The organism is Streptomyces lincolnensis (genome assembly GCF_001685355.1).
GTDB classification, from domain to species: domain Bacteria; phylum Actinomycetota; class Actinomycetes; order Streptomycetales; family Streptomycetaceae; genus Streptomyces; species Streptomyces lincolnensis.
This window is the reverse complement of the sequence record NZ_CP016438.1, coordinates 211,267-228,700: the sequence shown is the minus strand read 5'-3', so window position 1 is coordinate 228,700 and position 17,434 is coordinate 211,267. Positions and strand designations below refer to the sequence as shown.

General features: G+C 68.6%; 12 protein-coding genes and 3 pseudogenes. 5 read left to right on the top strand and 10 right to left on the bottom strand.

The window, feature by feature from the left end; genetic code table 11:
- Window positions 1–38 precede the first annotated feature (38 nt).
- Both SLINC_RS01040 and SLINC_RS01035 read left to right on the top strand, forming a co-directional pair.
- The gene (locus SLINC_RS01040; protein WP_067425456.1) at window positions 39–1,094 is read left to right on the top strand and encodes a ferredoxin reductase; all 1,056 of its coding nucleotides are present in this window, start codon (window positions 39–41) and stop codon (window positions 1,092–1,094) included.
- Between the two features lie 7 nt (window positions 1,095–1,101).
- A complete protein-coding gene (locus SLINC_RS01035; RefSeq protein ID WP_067425453.1) occupies window positions 1,102–2,220 on the top strand; it encodes a fatty acid desaturase family protein in 1,119 nt (372 codons plus the stop codon).
- A 274-nt stretch (window positions 2,221–2,494) separates the two neighbouring features.
- Here the strand turns inward: SLINC_RS01035 and SLINC_RS01030 are convergent, their stop codons facing one another.
- Entirely contained in the window at window positions 2,495–3,127 is a 633-nt protein-coding gene (locus SLINC_RS01030) for a DUF2461 family protein (RefSeq protein ID WP_225988203.1), read from the bottom strand.
- A 344-nt stretch (window positions 3,128–3,471) separates the two neighbouring features.
- Between SLINC_RS01030 and SLINC_RS01025 the strand changes: the two genes are divergently transcribed.
- Entirely contained in the window at window positions 3,472–3,867 is a 396-nt protein-coding gene (locus tag SLINC_RS01025) for a hypothetical protein (protein ID WP_067425450.1), read from the top strand.
- Window positions 3,868–3,885: 18 nt separating this feature from the next.
- Here the strand turns inward: SLINC_RS01025 and SLINC_RS01020 are convergent, their stop codons facing one another.
- The 3 genes and pseudogenes from SLINC_RS01020 to SLINC_RS01010 all read right to left on the bottom strand — a co-directional run.
- Entirely contained in the window at window positions 3,886–4,404 is a 519-nt protein-coding gene (locus SLINC_RS01020; RefSeq protein WP_067425447.1) for a DUF1203 domain-containing protein, read from the bottom strand.
- A gap of 139 nt (window positions 4,405–4,543) precedes the next feature.
- Complete coding sequence (gene ligA, locus SLINC_RS01015; RefSeq protein ID WP_067425444.1) at window positions 4,544–6,631, bottom strand: NAD-dependent DNA ligase LigA; 2,088 nt, start codon at window positions 6,629–6,631, stop codon at window positions 4,544–4,546.
- Window positions 6,632–6,877: 246 nt separating this feature from the next.
- Window positions 6,878–7,105, bottom strand: a pseudogene (locus SLINC_RS01010) (DEAD/DEAH box helicase family protein); the annotation flags it as partial.
- 157 nt (window positions 7,106–7,262) lie between these two features.
- Here SLINC_RS01010 and SLINC_RS01005 point away from each other — a divergent pair.
- A complete protein-coding gene (locus SLINC_RS01005) occupies window positions 7,263–7,916 on the top strand; it encodes a hypothetical protein (RefSeq protein WP_152038962.1) in 654 nt (217 codons plus the stop codon).
- Here SLINC_RS01005 and SLINC_RS01000 read toward each other — a convergent pair.
- Window positions 7,858–8,856 carry a hypothetical protein gene (locus tag SLINC_RS01000; RefSeq protein WP_192902653.1) on the bottom strand — a complete coding sequence of 333 codons (999 nt, stop codon included), beginning with the start codon at window positions 8,854–8,856 and terminating at the stop codon, window positions 7,858–7,860. The genes SLINC_RS01005 and SLINC_RS01000 overlap by 59 nt on opposite strands.
- Before the next feature lie 405 nt (window positions 8,857–9,261).
- Window positions 9,262–9,417: pseudogene (locus SLINC_RS45575) on the bottom strand (PadR family transcriptional regulator); the annotation flags it as partial.
- Window positions 9,418–9,469: 52 nt separating this feature from the next.
- On the opposite strand from SLINC_RS45575, the gene SLINC_RS00995 reads away from it, so the two are divergent.
- Entirely contained in the window at window positions 9,470–10,192 is a 723-nt protein-coding gene (locus SLINC_RS00995) for a bleomycin resistance protein (RefSeq protein ID WP_067425432.1), read from the top strand.
- 201 nt (window positions 10,193–10,393) lie between these two features.
- On the opposite strand, the gene SLINC_RS00990 is transcribed toward SLINC_RS00995, so the two are convergent.
- The 4 genes and pseudogenes from SLINC_RS00990 to SLINC_RS00965 all read right to left on the bottom strand — a co-directional run bounded on the left by SLINC_RS00990 (window position 10,394) and on the right by SLINC_RS00965 (window position 17,268).
- Window positions 10,394–10,918 carry a hypothetical protein gene (locus SLINC_RS00990; protein WP_067444745.1) on the bottom strand — a complete coding sequence of 175 codons (525 nt, stop codon included), beginning with the start codon at window positions 10,916–10,918 and terminating at the stop codon, window positions 10,394–10,396.
- 386 nt (window positions 10,919–11,304) lie between these two features.
- Window positions 11,305–11,790 (bottom strand): annotated as a pseudogene (locus tag SLINC_RS45570) (SLATT domain-containing protein).
- 1,331 nt (window positions 11,791–13,121) lie between these two features.
- Entirely contained in the window at window positions 13,122–14,411 is a 1,290-nt protein-coding gene (locus tag SLINC_RS00970) for a vanadium-dependent haloperoxidase (RefSeq protein WP_079164347.1), read from the bottom strand.
- A 463-nt stretch (window positions 14,412–14,874) separates the two neighbouring features.
- Window positions 14,875–17,268, bottom strand: a complete 2,394-nt coding sequence (locus SLINC_RS00965; protein ID WP_225988202.1) for a DEAD/DEAH box helicase — start codon at window positions 17,266–17,268, stop codon at window positions 14,875–14,877.
- Window positions 17,269–17,434 lie beyond the last annotated feature (166 nt).

Sequence of the window (17,434 nt, the reverse complement as noted above, 5' to 3'; positions counted from 1 at the left end):
TCAGGACTTTACGCCTTGGGGCACAGCAAGCTGGAGTCATGACGAGTACTGCCCTCCGCAGCAGGGCGTGGAAACTGCTGGAGATGGTCACGACGCCGCTGCTGCCGTCGGACTATCTCGACCTGGTCAGCCCGCTGCGTGCGGGCGCCGACCTGCGTGGGCGCATCGAGGCCGTGCACCCCGAGACGGGTGACGCCGCGACCATTGTGATCAGGCCGGGACGGGGCTGGCGCGGCCACACAGCCGGTCAGTACGTGCGGATCGGGGTCGACGTCGACGGGGTGCGCCTGTGGCGTGCCTACTCCCTCACCTCGCCGACCAGCCGCCAGGACGGCCGTGTCACGATCACCGTGAAGGCGATCCCGGACGGCAAGGTCAGCAACCACCTGGTCCGCAGGGCGAAACCGGGCACGCTGATCCAGCTCGACCAGCCGACCGGTGACTTCGTGCTGCCGCAGGCCAAGCCCGCCAAGGTGCTCTACCTGACGGCCGGCAGCGGCATCACGCCCGTGATGGGCATGCTGCGTGACACCGAGTTCGACGACGTCGTCATGGTCCACTGCGCGCCGCAGCCGCAGGACGTGATCTTCCGCAATGAGCTGCACGACCTGGTCGCGGACAAGAAGCTGCGGCTCACCGAGGTGCACACCGACACGGACGGCATCCTCGACATCGCCCGACTCGACGAACTCGTGCCCGACTGGGCCGAGCGCGAGACCTGGGCATGCGGGCCCGCGGGCCTGCTCGACGCCGCCGAAGAGCACTGGGCCGAGCACGGTGTACAAGAGCGCCTGCACACCGAACGCTTCCGCCCCAGCATCGTCGTCACCGGCGACGGCGGCGAGGTCACGTTCAGCGCCACCGGCAAGACCGTCGACGCGGACGGCGCCACGCCCTTGCTGGACATCGGCGAGGAGGCCGGCGTACTCATGCCCTCCGGGTGCCGCATGGGCATCTGCTTCGGCTGCGTCACGCCGCTCAAGGCGGGCGCCGTCCGCGACCTGCGCACCGGCGAGATCACCGAGGCAGAGCCGGGCGTCCTCATCCAGACCTGCGTGTCCGCCGCCGCGGGCCCCTGCGACATCGAACGGTAGGAGCACCTTGACCGCCATCGACCCCACCGCCCACCTGACCGCGGAGCAGATCGAGGAGCTAGGCCGCGAGCTGGACGCGATCCGTGACGAGGTGATCGCCGACCGCGGCGAGAAGGACGCCGCCTACATCCGCAAGGTCATCTCGGCGCAGCGCACGCTCGAGCTGGCCAGCCGGGGCGTACTGCTGTTCTCGATCTTCCCGCCCGCATGGGTGCTCGGCACCGCCGGGCTGTCCGTGGCGAAGATCATGGACAACATGGAGATCGGCCACAACATCCTGCACGGCCAGTGGGACTGGATGCGGGACCCGAAGATCCACTCCACCACCTGGGAGTGGGATCACGTCTCGCCGGCCGAGCAGTGGAAGCACTCGCACAACGAGCTGCACCACACGTACACCAACGTGATCGGCAAGGACAACGACCTCGGCTACGGCATCATGCGCGTCGACGAGGACCAGAAGTGGCACCCGTTCCACCTCGGCCAGCCGCTGTGGAACTTCCTCAACGCCTGCTTCTTCGAGTACGGCATCGCCGCCTACGACCTGGAACTCGGCAAGAACCTGCACAAGCGCCGCCGCAAGAACCCGGAGTTCCGCGCCCGGGCCAAGGCCGTGGGCCGCAAGATCCGCAAGCAGGTGCTCAAGGACTACGTGATCCACCCGCTGCTGTCGGGCCCGTCGTTCCTCCCCACGCTCGCCGCAACGTTCACCGCGAACCTGGTCCGCAACATCTGGACCCACTCGGTGATCATGTGCGGGCACTTCCCCGAGGGCGTCCAGGTCTTCGAGCGCCGCTCCATCAAGGGCGAGACGCGCGGCCAGTGGTACCTGCGCCAGATGATGGGCTCGGCGAACATCAGCGGCAGCAAGGCCATGCACTTCATGACCGGCAACCTCTCGCACCAGATCGAGCACCACCTGTTCCCGGACCTGCCGAGCAACCGGTACGCCGAGGTCGCGGTGAAGGTGCGCGCGCTGTTCGAGAAGTACGAGCTGGAGTACGTCACCGGCCCACTGCCCAAGCAGGTGTTCTCCGCGTGGCACAAGGTCGTCCGGCTCTCACTGCCGAACAAGAAGCCAGCAGTCAAAACGCCGGACCGCGAGCAGGAGCTCGTCGCCGCCTGATTGCCGGTCTCGGTTCAGATTTCTCGGCCGTACCGGCGGCACCGCCGGGTTCGGTGAGATCCGTTGCGGACGGTGGGCGGCCGCGACGTCGGACCGTACGGCACGGGATACGGGGCAGCCGGTGTCCGGCTGCCCCTGCTACCTGGACGTGCGCCAGAAGTTCAGCACACAGCTGCTGGCGAGGTGTTGTAGTGCGCTCACCTGCCATGGTCGGCCGGTAGTCGCCGCGGTCCATCCAACCCAGCGAAAGATCGCCGGTTCGCAAACAGGCACGTCAGGCGGCGCGCTTCACGTGGCGGACCAGCCACATCAGCAGCGCGTCCAGGTCGGCAGCGGCCGAGAGGACCCGGTCGACCGCCTCGGGGGTGTGCAGCCACTGCCCGCAGCCGAGGGGCCGGGCGGCGATCAGCGAACGGTGGCGCAACAGGTTCGTACGGGCGTGGTCTGTGGGATAGCCGCGCGGGGGGCGTTTCATCACGTCCCCGGAGATGTCGTAGCCCTTCTTGCGTACGTCCTCGACGATGGCGGACAGTTCGCGGCCGCTCCGCTCGGTGGCCACCGCTTTGCGGAACGTGTCCACCTGGCCGGGGTCGGGGTACCACCAGGCGCCCTGGATCCGCAGGCCGTCCAGGGAGAACCGAAGCCCGATCTCGATCTTGCGGCCGAGCCGGATCACCGCGCCCTGGTGCTGCCACCACCAGGAGTCGGTGCGGTAGTGCCAGACGGAGAAGTCCTCGTACCGGGGGTCGGTATCCGCGACCTCGTTGAGCAGGGCGATCATCGGCTGCCGGACCAGGCGTTCGCGGTCCGCGCGGTAGAGCTCACGGGTCGCGTGGGCCGGTTCGCCCTGGAGCTGCCACAACACGTCCATGGCCTGCTCCGGCCAGCCGGTGAACTGTCCACGCATGCGCGGAGGATAGCTCACCCGAGATCCGCGCGCGGAGAGGGAGACGGGCAGCGAGGCGTACCCTCGGGTCAAGGTGGGCGTGCTGCGGCGGGGCTCGCCGGCCGGGCAGTGGTTGTTGCCGGCGCGGCTGCGGCGGCGCGGGCGATATCGGGGTTGGCCCGGATCGCTGCGGCGACCTCGTAGAGCGTCTCCCTGGGGTACCCAAGGGAGACCAGCGGGCTTGCAGTCGTGGCCGTCGGCGTCCTGGGAGAGCTGCCTGTCGATGCCCATGTCCCTCAGCCCGTGGACGGTGGCCAGCAGGTTGACGGTGTGGGGGATGACGAATGTCTGCAAGGCGTTCGGCAGTGACGGCGCTATCGACGTTGCTTCTCGCGTCTTTGGTGGCGATGGTGGTGCTGACGGTTTATAGAGATCATCCTGGTTGGGCGACCGTGGCGCTGGTCGCAGTGATCCTGTTCCAGCTGACGGTCACCGGCATGATGCTGCGGACTACAGCCGGACAACGAGGCGCCTCTGCCAGCGGCAGGCTCCGCAGGTCTGTCTACCTGCTCCACTTTGCCTGGGCGCTGATCGTGATTCCGGTGGCCATCATCACGGCGACCGGGGGTGACGACCCTGACTGGGGGCAGATGGTGCTCGGTCTTCCCTTGGCTGCCCCCGCGGCAGTTCAGTGGCTGATGCACAAGCGCGGCACTCAGCGATCGGCTGACCGAGGACGACGGACAGACAGAGAACCCTAGATTCACGTGGTACGGCTGCTACTGCGCCTTGGCGGAGGGCCGTGGCACCTCGAAGTGGAAGCATCCGTATTCCAGTGCCCTGACGTGGACGAGCACCACGTCAGGATCGTTGAACGCATCGTCGAAGGCTGCATCGAAGCCAGTGGTGGCGTTGGCCGGAATCTCCAGAAGGCGGCCACCTGCGATATGGCCCCGGGCGTCATAGCGGCGCACGGTACGCAGTGCGCCCGGCCGGGCGAAGGGGTAGTTCTCGCCAGGGGTGAATCCGCCGCAGTCGTCGGCATGGATGAAGACGGGACCCTGTTCGTCGTACGCGCCCGGATCTACACCCCTCGCGGCGGCCCAGTGACGCAGCGGGGCGTACGAAACCAGGGCGATCCGCTCGCCGAGCGTGATGGGGCGCAGGCAGCAGCGCAGCGGCGAGCCCACGTCGTCGCCGGTCGCGGTGTACGAGGAGCAGGGACGGCCCGCGTCGTCGACAACCCGCAACTCCTTCAGGACGGATGTGTCAACGGGGAGCACGGTGTATCTGGTCATGTGTCCATGCTGGAGCGACACGTGGGCGGTTGCTGGCGGGAAACGGACGTCACGTTGGTGCCCGCCCACGCAGGCCGACCGGAAACGTCGCCCCCGAACGCAGGCCGCCCACGCTCGCCGACCCCTTGGAATCGATCATCTAGAGGAAGTCGGCGATGAGGGCGGCGAATTCGTCCGAGGTGGCCAGACGGATGCCGAGATCTTCGGCCTTGGCGCGCTTGGATCCCGCGCCCTCGCCGGCGACGACCAGGCTGGTCTTCCTGGAGACGCTGGAGGAGGAGCGGCCGCCGGCGCGTTCGATGAGTTCGTTCATCTGGTTGCGGCTGAGCTGCTCCAGGATGCCGGTCATCGCGCCGGTGACGACCACTGTCATCCCCGACAGCGGGCCGCCGCCGGCAGGGGTCGCGGCCGCAGAAGGGTCGTCTGCCTCGCTGTCCGCCGGGCTGGGCGGAGTGGCGCCGGGTTCGCTCATGTTCACTCCGGCCGCGGTCAGTTTGTCGATGAGCGGGGCGAGGCCGGCGAGCTCGGCGACGATGGACGGGGCCTTCTCGGCGCCGATGCCCTCGACCTGCTGCATCGCTTCGGCGTCGGCAGCACGGATGTTGTCCATGGTGGCGAAGTGGCGGGCGATGCGGCGGGACATGGAGCGGCCCGTGCCGCGCACGCCAAGCGCGCACAGCACCCGTGACAGCGGCTGATTCCTGGCTGCGGCGATCGCGGCGATGAGGTTGTCGGTGCTGGTTTCGCCCATCCGCTCCAGCCCCAGGAGCTGCTCGTGGGTGAGGGTGAACAGGTCGGCGAGGTCGGTGACCAGGCCGGCGTCGACGAGCTGGACGACGCGAGTGTGGCCGAGGCCTTCGATGTCGAGCTGGTCCCGGCCGGCGGCGTAGGACAGGGCGGCCACCAGATGGCAGTTACGGCCGTTCTCACAGCGCCAGCGCTGTTCGCTGGTGTCGATGCCGGCCCCGCAGCGCGGGCACGCCTCGGGGAAGACGATGGGCTGTTCGTCGCCGGTGCGCAGGTGGGCGACGGGGGCTTCGATGCGGGGGATGACGTCGCCGGCCCGGTGGACCAGGACGTGGTCGCCCAGGAGCAGGCCGCGGCGAGTGATGTCGGCGGGGTTGTGCAGGGTGGCGTAGGTGATGGTGGAGCCGTCGATGGTGACCGGTTCCAGCACCGCGCGCGGGGCGATGATGCCGGTGCGGCCGACGTTCCACTCCACCGCAAGCAGCCGGGTGATCTTTTCCACGGCCGCCAGCTTGTAGGCGATCGCCCAGCGCGGGGCCCGCGTCCCGGATCCGGCCGCCTGCTGGTCGGCGGCCAGGTCGGCCTTGATGACGACCCCGTCGATACCGAAGGGCAACTGCGCACGCAGCGCGGCCATCTCCTGCACCCGGGCCAGGACCTGCTCCACTGTGTCGGCGACGATGCCGGGCACTGCCGTGGTGGCGGTGGTGTTCACCCCGTACGCGGCCGCCTGCACCATCAGCTCGCTGTGCGCGAGCTCGCCCAGCCGGGCGGCGAGCGCCGTCTCGGTATCGGCAAGGGGCAGCAGGCCGTAGCCGAAGAACGTCATCGGCACCGTGTAAGCGCGGTCCTTGGCCCGCAGGCTGCCCGCTGCGGCGCCGCGCGGGTTTGCGAACGGCTGACCGCCGTGCCCGGTGCGCACCTCGTTGGCGTGCTCGAACTGGGCCGTGGTCATCAGGATCTCTCCGCGTACCTCCACGGTGACCGGCTCGGCCAGGTGGCTGGGCAGGCCCTCGATGGTGCCGATCGCGTGGCTGACGTCCTCCCCGGCTGTCCCGTCACCGCGGGTGATCAGCTGTCTCAGGCGGCCGTGGGTGTAGCGGGCGGCGATCGCGAGGCCGTCCAGCTTCGGCTCGACGCTGAACCGCGCCACTTCGTGGCCGACCCGGCGGGCCAGCGAAAGGGTCCAGGCGGTGAGCTCTTCCGGGGAGAACACGTTGTCCAGGCTCAGCATCGCCACGGTGTGCGGCACGTCGCCCTGGACGGCGCCACCGGCCACCTTCCCGGTCGGCGAATCGGGCAGCACCCCTTTGGGGTGGCCGGCCTCCCACGCGGCGATGCCCCGCACCAACTGGTCGTAGGCGTCGTCGTCCAACGGCGAGGTGCCGCCCGCGTAGTAGGCGGCCGCGGCCTTCACCGCATCCTCGACCGCCTGCGCATAGGCGGCGGCATCCACGATCTGAGCAGTTGGTGTGGTCATGCCCGTCATCCTGCCTGCCACCACTGACAACGCTCCTCAGCCTCGCCACAGCGGTTCGCTCCGGGCCTCCGGACCCCGGACAGCCGGGCCGGGTGTTCCTCGTGGAGCACGCATGAACCTGCGTCGGCACTCCGGCGGACCGTGTCGGCGTCTCGCTGTCTTGCACCGGGTGCCCCCGCACGGCGTAGTCACTGAGGACTATCCTCTGTCCCAGGTCGGGCGTCATGCGAGGCCCTATTCAGGCCGGGCCGCGCGCCATGCCCGCACGGTCTGGGACAGCAGGTCCAGCGTCGGCACCAGAACCAGAACGCGTCCCTTGGGCGCGATCCGCTTCGCCGCAGGGGCCGCGATGATGGTCTTTCCCGTCCCGCACGCGGCATGCACCTGCTCCCGCAGACCGCCCGGCGGAATTCCCCCGGGCGGAATGTCCAGCGCCTGCACGATCGCGGTCACGGCCTCAACCTGGTGAATCAAGGGGCGGTCACCCTGTGGGATGACCCCCCTTTGGTGTTGTTCGGGACTGTCGTTCGAGTGATCGCTCCGTGTCTGCGGCGGCTGACCGTGCATTCCCGGTGGCCGGTGTGCGAGCTTGTGCCGGACCCGGCCGAGCGGAATCGGAGGCACCGACGCCATGACTTCAGTGATTGCCCGGCGGCTCGTCGTAGCAGCGGCGCTGGTCGTGCTGGCGGCGACGGCCGCCTGTGGGGGTGGCGGAGACGGCGGGTCGACGCCTCCCGGACCCGCCGAGACCGCGGAGAACGGAACGCTGACCTCGGAGGAGACCGAGGTGACCTCGGACGAGGAGACGGACGGCGAGGTCTTCCTGGGCAGTGACGCCGAGGAGGCCTCCGCGTCGGACGTTGAGCTTCCGCCGACTCAGGTGGGCGAGCCGACCCAGGGCGAGGTGGACATCAAGTCATCGGCACAGGGGCTGCCCCCGGGCCTGCGGAACGTCAAAGGCACGGTCGAGGGCCAAGAGGCTGAGATGATCAATCCGTGCCTGGGGGAGATCTCGCCGGAGGGCTGCACGCTGGTCTTCCGGTACACGCCGACGCGACCGGGGTCGTACACCGGTGAGTTGGCGCTCACGCTGGACGACGGCTCCACCATCACGGCCGCTGTCTACGGTGAAGCGACCGGGGCCCCCACCTCGGACACGGACTCGACCACTCTGGAGCCTCCGACCGACGAGCCCCTGACCGACGAGCCGACGACCGACGGGCCCACTACGCCGTTCGAAGACGAGACGCCGTTCGAAGACGAGACGCCGGTGCCGGGGACGTAGCGCCGACGTTCTTGTCTGGGCTGCGGATCTCCAGCCAGGCGGTGCGGTCGTCGGACAGCACCACCACATGGCGGTCTTTCCAACGCGAGAGATAGGAGACCAGGTAGAAGCGGGTCGGTGACTTCATGAGGAGGCGGAAGCCCCGGTACTCATACCGGTATGGCCCGCCCGCACTGCCGTGGTCCTTGAACCTGATGCCCTTCGCGTTGTGGGGGACGATCACACGTGAATGGATCACCACGAACGGGGTGTCCTTGTACCCTCTCCTCGCGTCCAGCCGCGCATCGCTGCGGCCGACGACCGCCGAGTACTGCGCCATGTCGAAGAACAGGCTCACCGTCAGCATCCCAATGAGCAGCGTGCCGGCCGCCAGCCACACACGGTCGCCGACGGGGGCCTGCCGGACTCGGATCTCCGGGCTCTGGCTCAGCCTCAGATGGACGGCGCAGGCGGCGAGCGTGGACCCCACGGCCACCATCAGGGCCGGCATGAACGTGCGCGGCACGCCCGGAGCGAAAATGGCCACCAAGCCTGAGAACAGGGTCGCGAGGCCCATGAGCATCATGGCCACGCCGACGGCAAGCAGCAGGACGATCGCCGTCCGGCGGTGAACCTCATGCTCCGGTCCGGACAGAGCCCGTCCCAGCCAGCCGAACACCAGGAACACGATCAGCCCGCCGGCCAGCAGGAGACAGAGGGGCAGGAAGATCGCTTTCGTGCTGCTCGCCACGACGTTCTGGACGGACATCCCGAGATCCTCGGGCACCACGCCAAGGGCGGAGTAGTACTCCCTGACGTAGAGGCTGCCGAAGTAGTAGAGCAGAGCGAAGGCGACGGTCCCCGGCGCCGCGACGTAGGCCGCCTTCTCCACGAACGTCGACAGGGGTGAGCGCGCGGGAGGGGGCTCGGACTCCGTTGGCGGCACCTGCGGCGGGGACATGGCCATCAGTCTGTTCGCCTTCGATGGAGCCCGCACGTGGAGTTGCTCCCTCGGCTGACCATCCGGAGCGGCCGCCACTCGGCGTCTCCGGGATTTCTCCGGGTCACACCCCGACGTCGGTCGAGTTCTACCGTCTCGATGTTCCAGACCTGGTGGAGTCCGTGCCGGTCTGACATGTGGCCAGTTCGCGTTCGGCCGTCACTGTGATGCGCTGCAGGGTGTCCGCCTGCGAACCCTGGAGTGGGGGAGAGGAGCGCGGAAGGGTGGCTGGGAGCGCGTAAAGCATGGACGAAAGGGAGCCATAGCTCCCGTGGTTTCAGACATTTCACCCGATTCTTGCACAGGTGCCCCGGCGTTCACGCCGGGGAGGAGTCGCAGTTCGAACCCGGTGACGCGGAGCGTTCACCGCGCCATCTGCTCAAGCGCGTGGTAGATCGAGCCGGGCTCCGCGCTCGACCACGCGTGCGCACCCCAGTGCTCCAGGTCGTTGCGCATCTGGTAGCCGTGCGCGCGGCCACGCCGGCGGACGGCACCCAACACGAGGAGACGGATCGCGGACATGCAGGAAACTCAACCCTTCCCCTTCTAATCAAGTTTGATTAGTGTAGTAGGTGTGGCTGAAAAGACGATTCCCTTGCTCCCCTGTCAGACCATCCAGCCCGTCATCGACTTCTACACGGCTCTCGGTTTCGAGGTGACCTTCCTGCAGAAGAGCCCCAATCCGTTCGCGGTTGTCGAGCGAGGCGATATCGGGCTGCAGTTCTTCGGCATGAAGAAGTACGAGCCCAGCGAGTCCTACAGCACCTGCTATGTCCTCACCGATGACGTGGACGGGCTGTACGAGGCGTTCCGGGCCGGGCTCAAGGCCGCGTACGGGAAGATCCCGAGCCGGGGCATTCCGCGGATCGGGCCGCTCAAGGACATGTCCTACGGGGTGCGGCAGTTCCTGATGACCGACCCCGGCGGCAACTGCATCCGGGTCGGGCAGCCCACCAGCGAAGACCTGCACCACCGGCCCGCCCCCAAGGAGACCTTCGCACGAGCACTGCACAACGCCACGCTCTTCGCCGACTCCAAAGAAGACCCAGCAGGTGCGGCGAAGATCATCGACCGGGTGCTCGGGCTCGAGGGCGAGCGGCCGACACCCGCGCAGCTCGTACGCCTCCTGGTCCTGCGCGCCGACGTGGCCGGGCGGCTCGGTGACGAGACGACGGCGGTGTCCGCGCTGAAGAAGGCCGCCGCGGTCCAACTCACCGATGAGGAACGGCAGTCGGTCAGCGGCGACCTGGAGAGACTGAAGGACCTGGCGGGTTCGGAGCCGAAGCTTGAGGTGTGACATCTGAGCTGGGTCGTCGGCCCGCCGTTCGCAGCGGTCCTTGGCGTGCTGAACCCCATCTGGTAGTCCGGCCGCCTCGTGTCTGAGGGCTGGACCTATCCACGCGACCTCCAAGGGGTGCCCCTCTCTCCGCGCTGCGGTGATAGCCAGCGGGATCTCGATGCCGACGGCTGCGGCCGCTGCCTGCTGTCCCGATGCGTCTCAGTTCCTGATGAGAGGCTCGTAGGGGTGCCCCTCAGGCGTGAAGATGAGAACGAAGTTCTCTCCCACCCCAACGGCTACCTCCCGCAAGCGGGCCAAGACGTCTGCCGGGTCCGGAAGGCCGAGGTCAAGGGCTGCAGCAGCGCGGTCTCTTCGAGCCACGAGGTCCGGCATGTCGTCCAGGTACTCGGCCGCGAGCTCGCGGCTTTCCTCCTCGGTGAACGCTTGGCAGTCGCGCCACCACGGGGCGACCAGCAGCAGTCGCAGGAGCTCGGGCAGGCCGATCGCAACCAGCGCCGCACTTCCTTCGGAGTCGGCATAGAGGATTGGGCGTTCCTCGCCGCCTTCACCGCAGAAGAAGTACGTGCCTCCAGCACCGTTGCCGGCGAAACCCTCGAGCGTGGTCCCCGAGGCGAGGTGGACCTCTTCGACATGGTCGCCTCGATCCAGGTCGAAGTCGCCCGGCCAGGCGAGAAACCGGCCAGCCTCGTCCTGTTCGCGGACGGCAGTGATCAACGAATCCATGAGCCGCACCCTACGGCTCACTGGTTGACAAGCATCATTGGGAATCAGTCACAGGTGCGTTCAGTTGAACGCGACCTTCTCAGCCCGACGGTGGCCAGGACGTCAGCGATTCCGTGTACGTGGTGATAGGCGTGCTACATCCAGGGCGGCGCTGTGATCTGTATGTTCGTCCTGCCGAGCTGCCATTCACCGGGAGTGGGCTGGTGGAAGGCGGGGACGCGGTGCAGCAGTCGGCCGAACCCGTACATCTGCCGAGGGTGGGGTTCTCGCACGGCCAAGGTCGACTCGGAACCGTTCGACGGGTGCCCGTTGTGGAATCAGGCTGCGACCGCCGGTCAGTGGCAGTGGTCGCTCGGCTGGGAACACGAGGACGCCCCGAAGGCGCACTACAAGAGCCGCTGGGCAGCGGCACGGTGACCCTGATCATCTTGTGGTGGGAGACCAGACCCGCCACTGACCTCATCGGCAGGCCCACCCCGCGGGGTGGGCCTGCCCCGTTCCGCCTCCGCCACCTTCGCGGGCCACTGGTCCTCGGTCACGGTCGTCGTCATCTCGATCCGCAGGGTCTCCAGGTTCTGTTCGGCGAGGGAGTGGGCGTAGGTCAGCGGGCGGTGTCGGCGGACCTCCTGCCAGGCCACCGCGGCCGCGGCGGTCGCGGTGAACAGGCCGGTCAGGTTTCAGCGGCCGATCACGTCGGCGGCCCTGAGCGTGGCCGCGAGGAGGGTGAGCCGGGTCAGGGAGGCGGTGACGGAGGACCAGCGTGCCGCCGACCGGTGTGCCAGGGCGGCCTTGCGGCGGTACCAGGCGTGCTGTTCCAGGAGGCGTTCGCGCAGGTAGATGTCCCGTCTGACCTCGAAGGTCTTGGCCCGCACCGCCCGCATGGTCGGGGTGATCGGGACGGGGCCCCGGACATGCCACGAGCCGCATCCCGGTGACGGCGGGATGCGGCTCGGATCGGAGCGCCGGGCAGGCCTTGCACCTGCATTTCCCCGCAGGAAGCGGGGCGTCTTTCCTTGGACCACCAACGCACGACCAGCCGCCCGGAGTTGCGGCGACCAGTTCAAGATCAATCCTAGCGTACGCAGCCAGGTCCTCCGGCCTTACGGGTCCATGAGGCAGGCCGTCTCACCCCTCATCAGCTGCGAGCCGACGGGCCCCTTGATGGAGGGGCCACGCCAGATCTGGCGGCTGGGGTACACCTCTCCGCGCCGGTCGCGGTGAGGTCCCCGGCCGGCGAGGCCTCCGGCCGGGGACCGTAGGCGGGGGCGTGGTGCAGCTTGCAGCTCTTACTGCCTGAGTGTGCAGGTCTGCGGTGACTCACGATCTGCTTCGCTTGGCCGCGCTCACGGCCAAGGACACTGCAGCGAGAGCCACGCCGACTCCTCCCGCGTACGCCCATACCGACCCGTCCGCAGAGACAAGCAGTGCGACGGCGACAACCGCACAGAAGGCAGCCATGATCCACAGCGGCACTTGCGGGGTGGAGCGTCTCCTCGGCCCTGGACTCATCTCCTTCTCCCTGAGTTGAGTAAGTGGTTGGGAACTTGAAGTGCTGTTTCGCGCGCTGTTCGGCATCGCCGAAGGTCTTGTTCCTTGCGGTCGACGGTCTCTGGAGAGGAAGTACTCTTCTGGCTCACACGCGGCCAGGTGGACTGAGGTGGCCATGCACCGAAGGACTGTGCTCGTCGGCGTGTTCGCGGGGGTAGGGCTTGTGTGCGCTTCCACCCTCTCAACTGCGCAGAACGATGTGAACGAAGGCGAGGGGCATGGCGGTCAGTTCACCGTGACGGACCGCGATGGGGACACGCCCTCAGCAGCCCCTGCTCTCACCGAGCGGCAACGTGAGCAGAGAAGGCAAGCGGAGACGCCCGAACAGGTCCGGAAGCGGATCGATTACGGAGACAGCCTCCAGCGGAAGTACTCGTCCGCGGACTGAGAATGCGGCGAGGCCGGAAGGTTTCCCAGTGAGTGGCTGTCCCTTCTACTTGATCGGCCGAGGTGAGATCGACGCGGACGCTGGAGCGTTGGGACGGCCCGGGCCAGATCGGAAAACCTCCACCAGGACGCCGACAGCAGCTTTGTGCTTGCGATGAGCGCGCCGTACGCCTCCCGCCGCGCGGCTTCGCGCCGGTACTCCCGTTTGGTCTGCAACTGTCGCTGCTGCTGGCGTCCTTGACCGGCCACCGAGGAAGGGACGGCCGCGTCAGCGCCGCTGGAAGGCGCGGTTCAGGACGTCGCGGGTGACCGCCAGCCCGAGCCGGTGCCCGTGCTCGGAGGCGAAGCGGTAATGCACGCCGGCCCAGATTCGCGCCTCCAGGAGTTCGGCTGTCGCCTCCTGAAAGCTGTCGTAGTGGCGGGTCGTGCCGGAGGCGGGGCTGTACGCGGCGAACGTGAGGTCGTCACGGCCGAAGAACGACCCCAGGGCCGTCATGACCGCCGTGGTGAAGCAGGCGTGGCCCGACGGGTACTCCGGCGACGGGGCGGTGACCCGCAGCGGCGTCCAGTCCGGGTCGGGATCGGTGGCCGCGTTGCCGTCGGTGCCGGCGAGCGGAATGGCCGTCACCGGGCGCCAGAAGTTCCAGTGCGCCTTGGCCTTGTAGCAGGCGATCAGGGTGTCGGCGGAGGCCACGTACACCATGGCGAGCAGCCGGGCCGTCCGGAGGCTGCTGAGGCGGTGCTCGCCGGCGAGTTGTCGGGTGATCGACCATTCGACCATCCGGGGGTCGTCCCACCAGATCGCCGCCTCGGTCTGGTCCTCGGTACGGACGGTGCTGGTGGCCGCGCCGAGGCTCTTGACCTCGTTCAGGTCGCGGGCCCAGGCGGCGCCGGTCAGGGCCGGCGGTGGCTTGACCCGGTAGGCGCCGGCGTCGGGGACGACGAACGGCTTGAGATTCGGCACCCAGGCGCCGACGTTGACGTAGCCGGGCGGGGTGAGCCGGTATTCGCCCGGCTCGGTGCCAACGGTCCACGGCGCGGTGGGGTCGAAGCCGTCGTCGCGGCGGCTCTCGGTCATCGCCGCGGCGGCGGCCCTGCCGACGGCCACCCCGCCGTCCTCGGCGCGGCCGTCGGGGATCTTGGCCAGCGCCTCGTCGTACCGGGCCTTCAGCGACTCGGCCTGCCCGGGGAAGAGCCACAGCAGCGTGTCGTGGGCGGCAGCGGCCACCGCCGCGGCGGTGGAGTCCCCGGGGCGGCTGCGGGGCGCGCTGACCAGGGGCTCGTACGGACGGCCGGCGACGGCGTTGACCGCGTCGTACACGGCGCCCTGCACGATGGCGAAGCTGCGGGTGCTGGTGGTGGGCGACTGCTTGGCGGTGTCGTAGATGGCGGTCTGGGCGTGAATGTTCCAGGCGATGACGGGATTGCCCGGGGAGGCCTCCACGCCGCTGTGTGCCTCGGCGGTGGTGGCCGTCAGTGGGACGGTCAGGGCGAGTGCGGTGAGGACCGCGATACGGCGTAACCCTCTGACTGATCCGGCGAGCTGACGTTGTGTCACGGGCCCCCCATGGGCTTGTCGCTGACAGATTGCCCGAGCCTATAGCCAGGGGTCAGCTTTGTCGTTACATCGACAATCATTCACGATCCGACGGGGTTCACACCCGGATGTCCGTCACCTGGGCGACGAATGCGCGGGCTCCGGCCGGGAGTACTCGGCCGGAGCGCCCTCTCAGCAAGATGGTCCGCTGAGTGTTCCTCAAATCACCTGCGCACCAGGTCAGTTGCCCTCTTATGCCACACGGGCAACGGCAGCGTGCAGGCGAGTCGGCGGAGGTCAGATGATCTACGGGCCACCGATTGAAAAGCGCACACCAGTGTTGTCGCGGTTTGTGCGGGTCAGCATCACCCGAACAAGCCGAACACACCCCGCCACCGGGGCCGCACTCGTCCGTCCGGAACCCGACCGCGGCCCAGTTTCCGGTTCACAAGCAACCAATCAACACTCCACATCCCGCATACCTCTACGTTGCCCAGGCGAGCCCGAGGCTGGCCAGGGCCTGGAGTTTGGCGGCAGTGAGCTTGGCGCGGCGGCCTTTCTGGTTCATGATCCACACCCCGAGCTTCACCTCCGATCCGTCCTCCATCGTCTCTACGTGCCCCCGAGGGACCGTCACAGATCCTGTGCGGGCCTTGTACTGTGCGAGGGCCGCCACGCCCTTCTCGAAGGCTCCCGCGGGCGCCTTCGAGAAGGGCGTGGGGGAGGCCTTCGCGGGCAGTTCCGGCTCGGCGGCGAGCTGCGTGATGCCCAGCCGCTCCAGGCGCCCGCGCTGCCCGTCGTGCAGGGCCCGCCAGACCTCGGGCTCGCGCTGCCGGGCCAGCCACTTGCCGATGTCCATCGCGTGGACCGTGAACCCGGGCAGGACCTCCGACTGGCCCTCTTCATCGGCCACCAGCTCGCGCAGCGCGGCGTAGTGCCGTTGCCACTGCGGATTCCAGTCCGGATCGATCTCCTTGAGCGCAGCGTCCCACTCGGGGTGGTCGGCCAGCGCGCCCTGGCGGCGTAGGTTGGACAGCCACTGCCCCACCTTCCGGTCCAGTGCCGTCGCGTCGCGGGGCGCGCACAGCGTCCAGTGGTCCTCGAAGTAGGCGCGGGCCGCCGCCAGGTTCTCCTGGAAGCGCTCGTCCGCCACGGACCACACCATGCCGAGCTTCTCCAGCCGCCGGGCGCGCGAGCCGGTCATCTGCCCCGCTCCGAAGGCCCGTCGTTGTTCTGCCACCCACTGCCCGAGCGGGTAGGCGCCTTCCTTGTGGCCGTACGGCACCCGGGCGTGGGCCTCGCGGTCGGCGAACTTCTGCAGCGCTGCCCAGCCACGGGCCCAGTCCTGGCGTTCGGTGTCGATGACGTTGAAGGAGACCCAGTTGGCGATCATGTTCGGGTCACGCGGAGCGGCAAAGCGCAGCAGCAGACGGGACTCGTCGCCGTCGTCCTCCGGCGACGTGCCGATGGAACGGGACGGCTGGACGTCGGCCTTCTGCGGCTCCTGCGGGATGGCGAGCAGTTCCACGGCCTCTTCGTCGTGCGCCCGCAGCCCCTGAAGGACCTGCACCAGGGGCCGGTAGGAGGCGGAGGTGAGCATGTCCTCGGCCTGCTCGCCCGGCTGGAGGAACACGGGCACGATCAGCGAGGCCAGTTTCCTCTGCCCGGGCTTTTGCCGCAGAGCGCGGCCGATGGCCTGGACGATGTCGTGGGGCGCCCCCTTGGGGTCCAGCAGCGCGACACTGTCCACGGCCCGGATGTCGACACCCTCGCCCAGAACACGGCAGTTGGAGAGCACCGCCCGCAGGGCGGTGCTGCCGAACCTGCCCAGGATCGAGCGCCGGTGCTCCGCTTCGTGCTCACCGCACAGCCAGTCGGCCCAGATCTTCGCCGGATACCGCTCCGGCTGGTCGGCGTGCAGTTTCGCCGCGACGCGCTCCAGGCCCTCCGCGTACGCCTGCGCCTCCATCGTCCGGTGGTGGAAGGTGATGCACGTGCTGAGACTGTGTTCGGCCAGCGTCCGCAGCAGCGCGGCGTGAAGCGCTCCAAGGCGCTGCCCGCGTACCTCTTCACCGAGCCGTTCCTCGCCCATCAGCCGCTCCGGGGTGACGACCGGGTCCCGGATTTCCATGACGATGATCTGATACCGGGCGAGCAGCCCGCGGGACACCGCGGAGGCCAGGGAGAGCTTGTAGAGCACGGGACCGAAGACGTCTTCGTCGTCCATGGAGGCCGCCATCTCCTGCGGCAGCGCGTCACGGACGCCCTCGGCGACCTCCCAGTGCGGGGGACGCTCCTGCCAGATCCGCGGCGTCGCCGTCAGATACAGCCGCCGCGCCGCCGGGATCACGCTCTGGTCGTGGACGGCGGCCCACGCCTTCCCCATCGAGCCACTGGTGCGGTGCGCTTCATCCACGCACACCAGGTCCATCGGGTCCAGCTGCTGGCCGTAGGCGCCGGCGAAGGCCTCCGCCAGGACACCGAGTGAGGCGTACGTCGCGTAGATGGTGATCGGCCCGACGCCGTGCCACAGCGCCAGCTGGATCGGGTTGGTGGTACACCGGACCTTCAGGGTCCACAGCTCCGGGTCGTCGTGCAGGGAACACACCGCCACCGCCGGACCCTTGTGGCCGGCCGCGCGCCACGCCCGCACGGTCTGGGTCAGCAGGTCCAGCGTCGGCACCAGAACCAGAACGCGTCCCTTGGGCGTGATCCGCTTCGCTGCCGCGGCCGCGAAGATGGTCTTTCCCGTCCCGCACGCGGCATGCACCTGCCCCCGCAGACCGTCCGGCGGAATTCTCCCGGGCGGGATGTCCAGTCCCCGCACGATTGCGGCCACGGCCTCGACCTGGTGGTCACGCAGCTTGATACCGCTCACCGGCCGCCTCCGTCCCGTGCGTCGTACAGCCGGGCGCCGTTGAGCCGCTCCCGTGCGGTTGCCTCATGTCCCTCCTGACCCCACACCCCGTTGTGCCACATCGGAGCGCCGCCCATTCTCTCGCACGGTACGAAGCCCGCGGGCAGTTCGAGCAGGACGCGCTCCG